Source organism: Faecalibacterium sp. I3-3-89 (assembly GCF_023347275.1).
In the GTDB taxonomy this organism is placed as follows: domain Bacteria; phylum Bacillota; class Clostridia; order Oscillospirales; family Ruminococcaceae; genus Faecalibacterium; species Faecalibacterium butyricigenerans.
Window position 1 is genome coordinate 2,747,760 of the sequence record NZ_CP094468.1, and the last position, 12,672, is coordinate 2,760,431.

The window sequence follows — 12,672 nt, forward strand, 5'->3', positions numbered from 1 at the left end:
ATGCATTCCTCCTGCGTTCATCGCTCTGCGCCCTTCCCGCCGCACCCGCAAAAATCATCCCACCTGCGAGTTCCTGCTCCGGGTCAGCTGCGCAAATCAATGTCATGATACCATCTTATAAAACGGACTACAAGGAAGATTTCCTGCACGATTTGCAACTTTTTTGAAAATTTTTCCACTGTCCTGAATATCCCGGGAAATAAAGGCTCCCACCCGGGGCAGATCCTCCGGGCGGGAGCCTTGCTGTTTTTTTACGTCTGCTTACAGACAGCCGCATGGCAGGCGGAACAGGCTCATCTTGCAGGAAATGAAAAACAGGAAGCTCCCGCCGGGGAACTCCCTGTTGTACATATCGTAGAGGTTACCGCAGTATCCCATAGGTTTTCTCCGCCACCGGTTCGCACCACTCGTTAGAGGTGCCTTCGCCGGGCACTTCCACTGCCAGATGAGAGAACCAGCAATCGGGTGCAGCACCGTGCCAGTGCTTGACCTCTGGGGGAATGTTCACCACATCGCCCGGATGCAGCTCCAGCGGAGCTTTGCCCCATTCCTGATAGTAGCCCCGGCCTGCCACGCAGACAAGGATCTGCCCACCGCCCTTTGCGGCATGGTGGATGTGCCAGTTGTTCCGGCAGCCCGGCTCAAAGGTGACGTTGTAAATGCCAACCTGTGCGGTGGACAGGGGTGCCAGATAGCTTTTTCCGCTGAAATATTGTGCAAAGCCGTCGTTGGATGCACCGATAGGGAACACCATTTCACTCTGGTGCTTTGCCTTGGCATCCTCTGCAGCGTCCTCTGCCCAGACTTCCTTGGCCATGCGGAAAGCCGCCCATGCCTTGGGCCAGCCTGCATAAAACGCCGCATGGGTCAGGATCTCTGCAATCTCAGTCCGGGTAATACCGTTGTTTTTCGCTGCCGTCAGGTGATACCGAAACGAGGAGTCCGTCAGTCCCTGCGCCATCAGTGCTACCACCGTCACAAGGCTGCGGTCCCGGAGGGAGAGTTTATCCTCTCGGCTCCACACCTGCCCGAATAGTACCTCATCGTTAAGTTCTGCAAATTTTGGTGCAAATTCGCCCAGAGCATCACGCCCTGCGGTCTGTTTTACTGCCATTTTACATATTCCTCCCCATCTCGTAAGCCTGTGCCATGGCAGGCGTACCGCACACTGCACCCGGCTCATAGACACCGCCTGCTACAAGGACTCCCTTTTCCACGGCACCTTTCACACAGTCTGCATAGCCCCGGAAGCAGGTCAGCGTAGTGTCCGCAGAGGCTTTTCCCTCGTCTGCCATGGTGGTGATGTAGTAAAATTCCTTGTCTTTGACCTCAAGCCACCGTGCCACGGTACGGTCGATCACTGCCTTCAACTGGGCACTGATGGAGTAGAAGTATACCGGGCTTGCCAGCACAATGACATCGGCATCGATCATCTTTTGCAGGATGTCTGCCATATCATCCTTGTGGACGCAGGCTCCACCGTGGGTGCTGCAGTAGTAGCAGCCGGAACAGGGAGCCACCTTTTTCTCAGCGACCCGGATCTTTTCTGCTTTGTGCCCGGCATCCTGCGCTCCACGCAGAAATTCGTCGCATAGAATATCAGAGTTGCCGCCCTTCCGGGGACTGCCAGACAAAATCAATACCTTCTTGCTCATAGGGACCTCCTTGACAGCAGAGTGCATCCGCATTATGATGTTGATAAAGTTTAATTTTATCATACAACTTAAAGCGCACTTTAAGTCAAGGGCTTTTTGAAAAAACGGAGGTTTCAGATGATCTATACCGTAGGTGAAATGGCACAAAAGCTGGGCGTACCTGCCTCCACCCTGCGCTACTACGACAAAGAAGGGTTACTTCCCTTTGTGGAGCGTTCCTCCGGCGGCATTCGGATGTTCCGGGAAAACGACTTCGAGTGGCTGCAGGTCATCCGCTGCATGAAAAAAGCCGGAATGTCCATCAAGGATATCCGGCAGTATATTGAGCTTTCCATGCAGGGAGACGACACCATTGACACCCGGCTGGAGATGTTCCGGCATCAGCGGGAGGTGCTCACCCAGCAGATCCAGCAGTTACAGCATACGCTGGAGACTGTGGAGTATAAATGCTGGTTCTATGAAGCCGCCAAAGCCGCTGGGACAGTGGATGTCCCCGGTGCGATGACCGATGCGGATGTACCTGATCAGTTCCGTGCCATCCGGCAGGAGCTTCGGGGACAGAAGATGCCGAATATCGAAAGATAAGATATGCCGTTCCAGTTGCTTTTGGAACGGCATTTCTCTTAATCTTCTAACCCATGGCTCCCGGTTACGGTTTTCAAGTATTTCTCCGGGTCGCCGTTCAGAATCAAGTCCGCTTTGTTGATAAGGTTTTGAACACACAGCCGTCGGGAACAAGCCGGAATTGTCATTTCCGAAGAAAACGAAAAATCCGAACCCTTCTCCTATCGGAAAAAAGTTCGGATTTCGTTGTTGTGGTGCACCTCCAGGGACTCGAACCCTGGGCCCACTGATTAAGAGAGCAAGCCGCCGGTTCGTCTCAATTTCTGGAAGTTTCGAGTCATCGTTATTTTTAATCAAAGCAACGTGATTTTTCACCCGGTAATTTCTGCACCCTTTGTCGGATTTTGCAACGAAAAGCACCCTCTGCACGTTTTGAAACCGTGCAAAATCCGTGCAGAAACCGTGCACTTACTCTCCGACAAATTAAAAATCACCCTATCCCCACCGACTTGACGGCATTGGTTTGGGTGGCCATTCTCTTATTTTTAGTACTTGCTGCATCACAAGCCGATTGGAAAGCATCTGACCTCATTCTCAGTATAACCCGTCGTTTTGTGTTAGAAAAAAGCAACACAGCACGATATGGTCTGTATGGCCTTGTAGTGGTATCCTTTTGCCAACAAGAAAACAACATAAAACGAAAGGAAAAACAAATGATGAAACGTATCTTTACCCTGATTACCTCTATTGTTCTGGCCACCAGTCTACTGGCTGTCCCCTGCTTTGCCGCTGAGCCTGAAGACTTGCCAGCACCGCAGCCTGGTGTGACCGAAACGGAACAACCTGACGGTTCTGATCAGCCTGAGAATCCGGACAGACCTTCTATCCAGCCATGTGATGCTATGCCGGGCGTTGGAGACATGGGTTAACTCATAAAATCGATGTTCAAGTATTCTTTCGCTTCTTTTTTGACAACCTCTAACCCGATTTGATATCCAATGACTTTGCAGAGATAATACGATTGGTAGTACAATTCTTTGCTGATTTCGTCATCGCCCATAAAATGTCGGCATTCCGCTTCAATTTCCAGACATCGGGGCAATACTTGGTAATGTCCATATTGAATACAGGCTTCTCGTCCTTCTTTAGCGAGTGCAGCTCCTTCCTCATAGCGACCGCACAAATCCAGTACCCGAGCATAATTATAAAGGACCAAAGGCAACACCCCTATAGATGTTATGGTTTCCTTAAAATGCTTACGCACATACTTAAGCAGCTGATAGTAGATTTCAGCTGCTTTTTTATTTTGGCCAGCATCAGAGTAAGCAAGCCCAATCTGATTGATAATTGTGATTTCATCTCTTGTATAAAGGAAACTTTCTATACTCTCTAGGTCAAAGCGGGGCACAGTCAGCTGAATTGCCTGCATTAGCAGATCGATTTGTTCCAGCGGCGTGTAGCGTCCATCTAAGCGTCCCAGAAGTACCCTTGAACGCAGGGCAAATTGCTGCGCAATTTGATCATCCGGATCTGCCAGCTTTTCAAATTGTGCAAGCTTCTCAAAGCCCTCCGGCACCTTTTCGGTCGCATTGCAGGCAACAATTTCTTTCTGAAGAGCTTCCATCTCCAGTTCATTTTTACTCAGCAGAGCAAAATAGCGGTCATCCGGCAGGCCCAGACGCTGCAAAAGGGCATTGATCCGGTTGCGGCTGGGGGTCTGTTTCCCATTTTCCAGTCGGGAAAGAGTCATAGGCTCACAGATTCCATAGCAGAGCTGCTCCTGGGTCAAACCCAGATCCAGCCGCCGCTGCTTGACGTACTCGCCAAGAAAGACATTCTTCATCCCTAAACCCTCCTATAGAAGTAATATCTCTATTATTATAAAGGATGGCACAGCGGATTTCCAGTGAACGGTTCAACTTTTACTGAAAACTTATCGTTTTGTGTTATTTTCAAGTAACTCGGCACGATATGTTGCCGGTCGGCAGGATGTGCTACAATACAGTCACAGCAAGGGATACGAACAAACGAAAGCTCCCAAGCTGAATAAAACCAAAAAGAAAGGAGAAACAAATCATGGAAGTCCTCGCTGAGAAGAAGCCCATTGAAGAACAGGTTGATTGCAATATCGACATTAATATCTTCTGCTAACAGGGTTAATTACCACTTTAATAAGGGGTTCGGATTGTTCCGGGCCCCTTATTTCGAACAATTATCCTGTAATCAGGATTTTTATATAGATAAAGAGGAGCTAATATGTATACAGTACCCAGCTATGTGACCTATCGCACGGAAGAAGATGCTATTTATATTACATCAGAATTGTATCGCAATACCGTCCGGCTGACCGATCATGGCCTGCAGAAGGAGTTCATCAATCTCACCCGTTGCGGCGGCTGTGCGGAACTGAATACGCCGTTGACACGCTATCTGCATGAGCAAGAGCTTCTGGTAACCGAGGAAGAACTGGACCATGCGCTGCACCAGGTGAGATCTTTGCTGGATAATATCTTCATGGTAACATTGATGCCGACGGAAGGCTGCAATTTCCGCTGCCCATATTGCTATGAAGATCACCATGCGGTCAGTATGACTCGTGACACACTGGACCGAATTGAGGAGTATATAACTGCACAAGCGCCGCGCTATAAACAGGTCATACTTGCATGGTTTGGAGGTGAACCTACTCTTTGCAAAGACACTGTGCTGGAAGTGTCCAACATTGTGCAAAATCTGCAGAAACAGTATGGCTTTCACTATGCTGCCAATATGACCACCAATGGTTATCTGCTGAATGACAAGCTATTTCGGCAGTTCTATCAGGCAGGGATCACCAGCTATCAAATTACAATTGATGGTTGGAATCACGACAAGACTCGGCCCCATGTATCCGGCAAAGGAACCCTGCAGACCATCATTAACAATCTGGCCTCTCTTTCCAAGTTGCCGCCGGCAGAGTATTCCTTTCATATCACGCTGCGCCACAATATTCTGGCCGACGATGAGGACTACAGTTGGTATGATTATCTGTACCGTCTGTTTGGGCATGACAAACGCTTCGCCGTACTTGTTCGTGCTGTTGGTGACTGGGGTGGTGAAGGCGTCCACAGTCTATCCATCCTTCATCAGGATACAAAAGATGTGTTGGTAGCAAAACATGTTGCATATCTGGATAAGATCGGGATGTCGTGTCATAACCACAGAAACGGAGCCCTTGCACAGGTGTGCTACGCTTCCTATCCACATAGCATGGTATTCCGGGCCAATGGAAAAATTGGCAAATGCACTGTGGCGCTTGACCACCCGCAAAACCAGTTAGGTTGGGTTGATCCCGAAAAAGGTATTGTGATCGACCCGGAGGTTAACTGCCGGTGGAGCTTTTCTGATCTGAAGCCCGAGTGTCGTAGCTGCCGGAATGTTTTGCGCTGCATGAATATGCAGTGCAAAAAGTCTGAAATTATTGATGGAAAGACAGTTTGCCTCTATAGAAAATCAGAATGTGTGTAATCAGTTAACTAACGCAAAACGATATGTTTATTCCTCATCCTGTGTGCTACAATTTGAATCAGAAAGAGCAAAGCACACAATCCACTGTTCATAGAGACAGATGGAACGATCACAGAAGAGGTGGAAATCATGAAGTATTATCTCAAAAAGTGCTGGCCCACTGTTACAGCGGCCTCCATCTGTATGGTTGTTGCCTATGGTTTGCAGGTCTGCACCAGTCTGGTACAGATTCAGATCACCCAGGGACTGCTGGACGGTGATCTGCGGGCTTTCACCATTCGGATCATTCTTCTTCTGCTGACCTGGCTGGCCGTGGTCCTTTGCCTGATTGCAGAGACCTTCTTCCAGGGCCGGGCCGTGCGCCGGATGAACAACGCTCTGCGCCGGGATATGGCAGCGGGCCTGTTGCACAAGACCCATCAGGAGTATCATAAGCAGGAGAGCGGCGAGTACCTCTCCCAGTTTACCAACGACGTGAACCAGATTGAGCAGATGGCCTGGACTCCGTTTTTCACCATCATGGGTTCTGCGGCACAGGTGGTGTTCGGCATCGTTGCACTGGCATCCATTCATTGGCTGCTTCTGGTGATTTCTCTGGTCATCGCATTGGTTATGATCTTCGTTCCTCGTCTGTTCAGCAAACGGTTGGGAACCGTTGGCACAGCCTGTGCCGCCAGCCAGGCTGACAGCGTCAGTAAAATCAAGGATCTGCTGGCAGGTTACGATGTGCTTCGCTTCTTTGGCAAGGATGAACGGTTTACCAGCGGAGTCGATGCAGCCAGCGACAGCATGGAGCAGGCCAAGTACAAACTGACCATCAACAAGGACGGCATCGGCTGTGGTCTGGCCTATGTCAGCGCCGTCTGCCAAGTGGCCGTTGTCATCCTGCTGGGTGTCCTGATCCTCAATGATATGATTCCTCTGGCCACCTTTATGGGCACCGGTACCATCTGCGCCGGCGTGTATAATGGACTGAACCAGGTGTCCAAACTTGCAGTGTCCTTCTCGGCCAGCAAGCCCTATTTCGATAAGATTACCATCCATGCCGGCGAGGCGCAGCTTCCTGATTTCGGTCTGCCTACCCTGCAGGAAGGCATTACGGTCAAGGATGTCTCTTTCGGCTACGATGAAAAGAAGCCGATCCTGGTCCACATGAACGCGGAATTCAAGAAAGGCGGCAAATACGCCCTCACCGGTCCCTCCGGCTGCGGCAAGAGCACCCTGCTGAAGATTCTTCTGGGCTGGCTGCCCGGCTACCAGGGCAAGGTCCTTTATGACGAGAGAGACGTGCGGGATTACACGCCCGAGCAGCTCCAGCAGAAAATGAGCTACATCGAACAGAATGTGTTCCTGTTCAATACCACCATCCGTGAGAACATTACCCTGGGTGAGCACTTTACCGACGAGCAGATGGAAAAGGCACTGCGTGACAGCGCCCTGGCAGGCGACCTTGCCAATATGCCCAAGGGTCTGGATACGCCGGTGGGCGAGGAAGGCAACGCCCTCTCGGGCGGCCAGAAGCAGCGCGTGGCCATCGCCCGTGCTCTGATCCATAACCGCAGCATCCTGCTGGTGGATGAGGGCACCAGCGCCCTGGACCAGAAGAACGCCGACATCGTGGAGAAGAGCCTGCTGTCCAACCCTGACCTGACCCTGATCCTGATTAGCCATCACCTGAGCGACGAACGTAAAGCCCAGTTCGATCATGTGTACGAGTTGACGCCCGCATCTTCTATTGTCTGAAACCGGGAAGCAACGCAATAGCCGGAAGAATCCAAAGAAACCGTGCCGGGGTTTCGTGACACACGACTTTGTTTGCAAAGTCTAGTGTGTTACACCTTGGTTCCGGCTGATGCGGAAAAGGGACTGCGAGCAGCTCCGGCAAGCACCTATTCTGCGGCAGAAGGATGCGCGGATGGGGATGGCAGCTAATGGTTTCTGCCCACCCAGCGCAGGCTTGCAGAGGAACCAATGGTGTACGTTCTCCCGTCCTGCCGCAGCAGCGTTTTCCCTATAAGGCGCAGGGCAAATGATCAGCGTCTGTGCTTGCCCCGCATCCCTGCCTTTGTGCGGTGCTTCAGCATGGAGGATTTGTTGAACACCCGCAGCAGGGTCATCTGTTCTTCTTTTGTCAGCTTGGAATAGTCGATGCCGATCTGTCCCATCAGGACATTCATCTTCTTTTCCAACGGAGAACCTTCAAACTTCTGTGCATTTTCAAGCTGCTTCCTCGCTTGCTCGACCGCTGCGCCGTCCGACGTGGTCTTATCGGTCCCATGTGCCGCTTTGATCTGCTTCAGGATCGCCGCCAGCTCATCATAGAGGATCTGCCCGAAATATTCGTCCTCGTTGATCTGCGCCGCCTTCAGCGTCCGCATGGTCAGGTCCTCTGCATCGGCATGGTATCGCTTTTCCAGTTCCTGCCGGGTGGCTTCCACCATGGCATTCATATCCCGGATGCGGTCACTGACCAGACCGTCCACACAGATCTCAAGGTCGGTCATCCACCGGGAAAAATCGGGATGTTCCAAAAGTTCACACAGCAGCCGATGATTGAAATTCCCATTCCTTAATACGTCCACTGCGCCATCGCTCAGATGCAAGTCCGAAAGGACTGCATCTGGGCGTTTTTTGTTTTCCGTCACGCCCAACAGGTAGTCCGTGGTCACGCCATAGAACTCAGCCAGCGTTGTCACCGCATAAATGCTGAGGTCGGTCACATCGTCACTCTCGTATTTCGACAATGCCGATTTGGACAGACCCGTCTGCTCTGCCAGCGTTTCCAGCTTCAGACTCCGCTCCACACGCAGGTCTTTGAGCCGTTCTCCCAGTGTCAGCTTGATGTTCATGGTCGCACCTCCGATGTTTTTTGCACAGTATACCACTTCCGGCGGTTCCTGTCCATAAGCGTGGAATTTTGCAGTTTCTGCACCTGTTTTCCGACATTATGGATATACGGCACAGCAGCCATGGAGGTGCTATCCTATAGACAGAAGGAAAACATATCACTCCCCAGCAGCGAACATATTAAGGGCTTCCCGTAAAAGCCCTCCCGAATCATATAACCGAACCTTGACAACAGAATGACCGTCCGAACTGCCCAGACCGCCAAGACCTCCCATCGGGGGAGCGAGCGCCCTGCATAGGGCCGACACAGAGTCCAAAAAGATTTCCTGTCGGGAGGCAGCAAGGGAGACCGGCTTCACCGAAGTTCCCATTTGGGGGACCCCGGTGACTTTGAACGTGGCAGGGATCAAAACGATCCGTGCCAAAACCTTTGACCAAAGGAGAAATTTTGAGTTTATATCAAAAGATCAAGTCCGCCATCACCGTTCGGCAGGTGGGAGAGATGTACGGCATGAAGCCCGACCGCCATGGCATGGTGTGCTGTCCGTTCCATTCTGACAGCGACCCCAGCATGAAGCTGAACGACACCTATTATTACTGTTTTGGCTGTGGGGCCAACGGAGATGCCATCGACCTCACCGCCAAACTGTTCGACCTGAACCCCCGGCAAGCCGCCGAGAAGCTCGCAAGTGACTTCGGGCTTGACCCGGACAAGCCGCCCGCCAATGCCATCGCTCTGCCGCCGCCCAAGCGTGGCCTGACAGACGAGCAGTGGGCAGACATCGCCTACTGCCTGCGGGTGCTGACCGATTATCTCGACCTGCTGCACGACTGGCGAGAGCGCTACAAGCCCACCACCCCGGAGGAGCCGCTGGACGAGCGGTTCGTGGAAGCTCTCCACATGACCGAGACCGTCGAGCACCTGACGGACTGCGTTGCATTTGGGACACCCCAGCAGAAAGCCGCTGCCGCCGCACAGCTGCTGTCCGGGTCGTACCTGCTGATGCTGGAGGAGCGCACCGACCGCCTTGCTCTGGCAAAGTGCGCCTGACGATTGATTCACCTGAAGTGGTGGGTCTCACGGTGAGACCTACCACTTCACTTTCCTAAAGGAGAACCACCACATGAAGAAAAACATTTCCCGCAACCCTTTATGGCCGGACTGGTACAACGGTAAGAAGATCGATGAAGTCCAGTTTGGCCGTGCCTTTCTGGAACAATGGCCGCTGAAATGCGTCAACGGTACGCTGTACACGCTGGACGGCCCGGTAGAGGACGAAAGCGAGATCAAGCAGCGCATCTTGGAGAACATCGAGGAATATGTCACCTCCAGCTTGTCCAAAAAAGTCACCAACATTCTGGAGACCATCAAGCTGCTGGCTTTTTCCGACCCGTTCCCCATCGAGCAGGACTGCATCCACCTCCAGAACGGCGTGTACCATCTGCCGGACGGCTCTTTTCAGGAGAGCCGCCTGTTCTGCCAGAACCGCCTGCCTGTGAGGTATGACCCCAAAGCCGCCACCCCTGACCGCTGGCTGACCTTTCTGCACGAGCTGCTGGACGATGCCGACATCCCCACCTTGCAGGAATATCTGGGCTACTGCCTGATCCCCAGCACCAAGGGGCAGAAGATGATGCTCATTGTCGGCAAGGGAGGCGAAGGCAAGTCCCGCATCGGGCTGGTGCTGAAACGGCTCATGGGGGATGCCGCCAGCAACGGCAGCGTCCAGAAAGTGGAGAACAACCGCTTTGCCCGTGCCGATCTGGAACGCCGCCTGCTGATGATCGACGATGATATGGACATGAACGCCCTGCCCAAGACGAATTATATTAAGACCATCGTGACCGCCGAAGCCAAGCTGGACTTGGAGCGCAAAGGTGTCCAGAGCTACCAGCGGGACATTTATGCCCGGTTCCTCTGCTTCGGCAACGGTGCGCTGACCTCACTGTACGACCATTCGGACGGTTTCTTTCGCCGCCAGCTCATCCTGACCACCAAGAACAAGCCTGCTGACCGCACAGATGACCCCTTCCTTGTGGAGAAGATGTGCGCCGAGTTGGAAGGCATCCTGCTCTGGTGTCTGGAAGGGCTGCACCGGCTGGTGCAGAACGATTTCCGCTTCACGGTCAGCAAACGAGCCGCGGCCAACGTGGACACCATCAAGCGCAGCAGCAACAATGTCATCGACTTCATGGAGTCCGAGGGCTATTTCCGCTTCAAGGCGGACTACTCCATCAGCTCCAAGGAGTTCTACGACATTTATAAGCAGTGGTGCGAGGACAACGCCTACCACAGCGTATCTGCCATCCGTTTCAGCGCGGAACTGCGACAGAACGACCGCCGCTATAACCTTGAAGCCACCAACAACATCTACCTGCCCGGTGGCCGCAGGGTGCGGGGTTTTGTAGGCATCGAGCCGCTTGTCCACCCCTGCCCGTAAAAAGTGTATTTTTTCACGGAAGAAGTTCGTACAACCTGTACGGTCTGTACTTGTACGCATCTGTACGGCGAGTTGAAGCGTTTTAAAACGTGTTATCGTTTATATTTCGCATTTCCGTACGTCGTACGAACCGTACAGGTTATTTGAAGTCCGTACGCAATTTTTTCAGATGCGTACGGAGCAATCAAGTTCGCATTGTGCGAACTTGATTGTAGCTCTCCCGCAGGAGGCGTTCCCCCTCGGAGAGTCCTCGAAGAGCCCACTACACTTTGCAGCCCATAGGGATGAAAGTGTTATAGTGGGTTATTACACTTCCGAAGAAGTGCATCTTCGTTCCCCGTCACCTTTCGATGAACCTTGAAAGGAGGGATGCCCTTTGGCAAGAAACGATGGCGTTGACCGCACCAGTGTCCGGAATCTCGCCGTTTCGGACAAGGCCGTTGGCAACACCCAGCAGCACAATGAGCGTGAAAAGGACAGCTATCGGAACCCCGACATTATCCCCCAGCGCACTGCATGGAACGTCCACTTCAAAAAGCCAACTGCCAGCTACACCGACCTATTCGCCCAACTGGAAGCCGCCGGAACCATCTCCACGCGCGGCTTGAAGCCGGATGCTATCCACTACTGTGAACTTGTCTTTGATGTCAACTCTGCCTACTTTGACAATCACGGCGGCTATGAGTTCGCCAAGCAGTTCTATGAGGATGCCTACAAAGCAGCCGTTCAAATCGTGGGCGGTGAGCAGTATATTCTCTCGGCTGTCATGCACGCCGATGAAATCAACCGCGCCATGACCGAAGCACTAGGCCGCGAAGTTTACCACTACCACCTCCATGTGGTCTATGTACCTGTGGTGGAAAAGCAGATCCTGTGGTCGAAACGCTGCAAGGACAAGGCACTGGTCGGCACCGTCAAGGAGACCGTCATGCAGGTCAGCCGGAGCAAGAAGTGGGCATCCAAGCCCCTGCTGGACGATGCTGGAGAGCCCGTCCTGCAAAAGAACGGCAAACCAGTCCTGAAGAAGTCGTACAGCATCCTGCAAGACGATTTCTTCAACTATATGCACAATGCCGGGTACACCGATGTAGAGCGCGGCGAGCGCGGCAGCACCGAAGAACACCTGACCGTCACCCAGTTCAAAGTCCAGCGGGAGCAGGAGCGTCTGGACAGCCTGACTGCACAAGCCGACGAACAAGCACAGTCGCTTGCTAAAACCAGTCAGACCCTCTCCAAAAAGGAGAAGGAACTTGCCGCTGTGCAGAAAAAGGCCACACTCACGAAAGAAGCCCTCATTCATGCGCGTGATCTGGATTATATCGGCAAGCGCACCTTCCTCGGCAACTACTCGCTGACCGAAGAAGAATTTTCCAAACTGAAAAAACAGGCTGACCACGGCTATATGATGGACGTAGAGAACCGCCGCCTGAAAGAAGAACTTTCCACCGCCAAGAAGGAAGCCATTCATTGGAGCAACAAGTACCACGACCTGTGGTACGATGTAAAGCCCTATCTGGATGCGCTCCACCGTGCTCCTGAACTGGTGCGCGGTTTTCTGGAAAAGATTCTTGCTCCCAAGCAGGAGCGCACCATGAATGTGCCACAGCGAAACCGCAAGCGTGGGCAGGATGTAGAACTTTAAGCTGAATTTTTAGATG

The 12,672-nt window shown here is 52.5% G+C and carries 11 protein-coding genes and 1 pseudogene; 7 read left to right on the forward strand and 5 right to left on the reverse strand.

The features are described from left to right. Positions 1–361: 361 nt before the first annotated feature. Both MTP38_RS13310 and MTP38_RS13315 read right to left on the reverse strand, forming a co-directional pair. A complete protein-coding gene (locus MTP38_RS13310) occupies positions 362–1,114 on the reverse strand; it encodes a carboxymuconolactone decarboxylase family protein (RefSeq protein ID WP_249233827.1) in 753 nt (250 codons plus the stop codon). Between the two features lies 1 nt (position 1,115). Beyond that, positions 1,116–1,655 (reverse strand): flavodoxin family protein, encoded by a 540-nt coding sequence (locus tag MTP38_RS13315; RefSeq protein WP_249233828.1) that lies wholly within the window; start codon positions 1,653–1,655, stop codon positions 1,116–1,118. Between the two features lie 117 nt (positions 1,656–1,772). On the opposite strand from MTP38_RS13315, the gene MTP38_RS13320 reads away from it, so the two are divergent. After that, entirely contained in the window at positions 1,773–2,240 is a 468-nt protein-coding gene (locus tag MTP38_RS13320; RefSeq protein ID WP_112091234.1) for a MerR family transcriptional regulator, read from the forward strand. Positions 2,241–2,278: 38 nt separating this feature from the next. Here MTP38_RS13320 and MTP38_RS13685 read toward each other — a convergent pair. Beyond that, a pseudogene (locus MTP38_RS13685) lies at positions 2,279–2,353 on the reverse strand (DUF6061 family protein); the annotation flags it as partial. Positions 2,354–2,932: 579 nt separating this feature from the next. Between MTP38_RS13685 and MTP38_RS13330 the strand changes: the two are divergent. Continuing rightward, complete coding sequence (locus MTP38_RS13330; RefSeq protein WP_249233830.1) at positions 2,933–3,148, forward strand: hypothetical protein; 216 nt, start codon at positions 2,933–2,935, stop codon at positions 3,146–3,148. Here the strand turns inward: MTP38_RS13330 and MTP38_RS13335 are convergent. After that, positions 3,145–4,062, reverse strand: coding sequence for a helix-turn-helix domain-containing protein (locus tag MTP38_RS13335; protein ID WP_217212459.1), 918 nt, complete (start codon positions 4,060–4,062; stop codon positions 3,145–3,147). The two genes, MTP38_RS13330 and MTP38_RS13335, sit on opposite strands and share 4 nt — an antisense overlap. Positions 4,063–4,475: 413 nt before the next feature. On the opposite strand from MTP38_RS13335, the gene MTP38_RS13340 reads away from it, so the two are divergent. Both MTP38_RS13340 and MTP38_RS13345 read left to right on the forward strand, forming a co-directional pair. Continuing rightward, positions 4,476–5,726: a radical SAM protein gene (locus MTP38_RS13340; protein WP_055191843.1), complete on the forward strand. Its 1,251-nt coding sequence runs from the start codon at positions 4,476–4,478 to the stop codon at positions 5,724–5,726. 129 nt (positions 5,727–5,855) lie between these two features. Beyond that, positions 5,856–7,469, forward strand: coding sequence for an ABC transporter ATP-binding protein (locus MTP38_RS13345; RefSeq protein ID WP_015565741.1), 1,614 nt, complete (start codon positions 5,856–5,858; stop codon positions 7,467–7,469). A 290-nt stretch (positions 7,470–7,759) separates the two neighbouring features. Here the strand turns inward: MTP38_RS13345 and MTP38_RS13350 are convergent, their stop codons facing one another. After that, positions 7,760–8,575 (reverse strand): helix-turn-helix domain-containing protein, encoded by an 816-nt coding sequence (locus MTP38_RS13350; RefSeq protein WP_249233831.1) that lies wholly within the window; start codon positions 8,573–8,575, stop codon positions 7,760–7,762. Between the two features lie 446 nt (positions 8,576–9,021). Between MTP38_RS13350 and MTP38_RS13355 the strand changes: the two genes are divergently transcribed. From MTP38_RS13355 to MTP38_RS13365, 3 genes are all read left to right on the forward strand, one after another. Next, positions 9,022–9,624 (forward strand): CHC2 zinc finger domain-containing protein, encoded by a 603-nt coding sequence (locus MTP38_RS13355; RefSeq protein WP_242968041.1) that lies wholly within the window; start codon positions 9,022–9,024, stop codon positions 9,622–9,624. A gap of 73 nt (positions 9,625–9,697) precedes the next feature. After that, positions 9,698–11,014, forward strand: a complete 1,317-nt coding sequence (locus MTP38_RS13360) for a DNA primase family protein (RefSeq protein WP_249233832.1) — start codon at positions 9,698–9,700, stop codon at positions 11,012–11,014. 376 nt (positions 11,015–11,390) lie between these two features. Further along, a complete protein-coding gene (locus MTP38_RS13365; protein ID WP_249233833.1) occupies positions 11,391–12,656 on the forward strand; it encodes a plasmid recombination protein in 1,266 nt (421 codons plus the stop codon). Positions 12,657–12,672: the final 16 nt, after the last annotated feature.

Excerpts from the sequence above, each read along its gene's own strand:
- MTP38_RS13330 (WP_249233830.1), top strand. The coding sequence starts at position 2,933 with ATGATGAAACGTATCTTTACCCTGATTACCTCTATTGTTCTGGCCACC.
- MTP38_RS13350 (WP_249233831.1), bottom strand. The coding sequence starts at position 8,575 with ATGAACATCAAGCTGACACTGGGAGAACGGCTCAAAGACCTGCGTGTG.
- MTP38_RS13310 (WP_249233827.1), bottom strand. The coding sequence starts at position 1,114 with ATGGCAGTAAAACAGACCGCAGGGCGTGATGCTCTGGGCGAATTTGCA.
- MTP38_RS13320 (WP_112091234.1), top strand. The coding sequence starts at position 1,773 with ATGATCTATACCGTAGGTGAAATGGCACAAAAGCTGGGCGTACCTGCC.
- MTP38_RS13315 (WP_249233828.1), bottom strand. The coding sequence starts at position 1,655 with ATGAGCAAGAAGGTATTGATTTTGTCTGGCAGTCCCCGGAAGGGCGGC.
- MTP38_RS13360 (WP_249233832.1), top strand. The coding sequence starts at position 9,698 with ATGAAGAAAAACATTTCCCGCAACCCTTTATGGCCGGACTGGTACAAC.
- MTP38_RS13345 (WP_015565741.1), top strand. The coding sequence starts at position 5,856 with ATGAAGTATTATCTCAAAAAGTGCTGGCCCACTGTTACAGCGGCCTCC.
- MTP38_RS13335 (WP_217212459.1), bottom strand. The coding sequence starts at position 4,062 with ATGAAGAATGTCTTTCTTGGCGAGTACGTCAAGCAGCGGCGGCTGGAT.
- MTP38_RS13340 (WP_055191843.1), top strand. The coding sequence starts at position 4,476 with ATGTATACAGTACCCAGCTATGTGACCTATCGCACGGAAGAAGATGCT.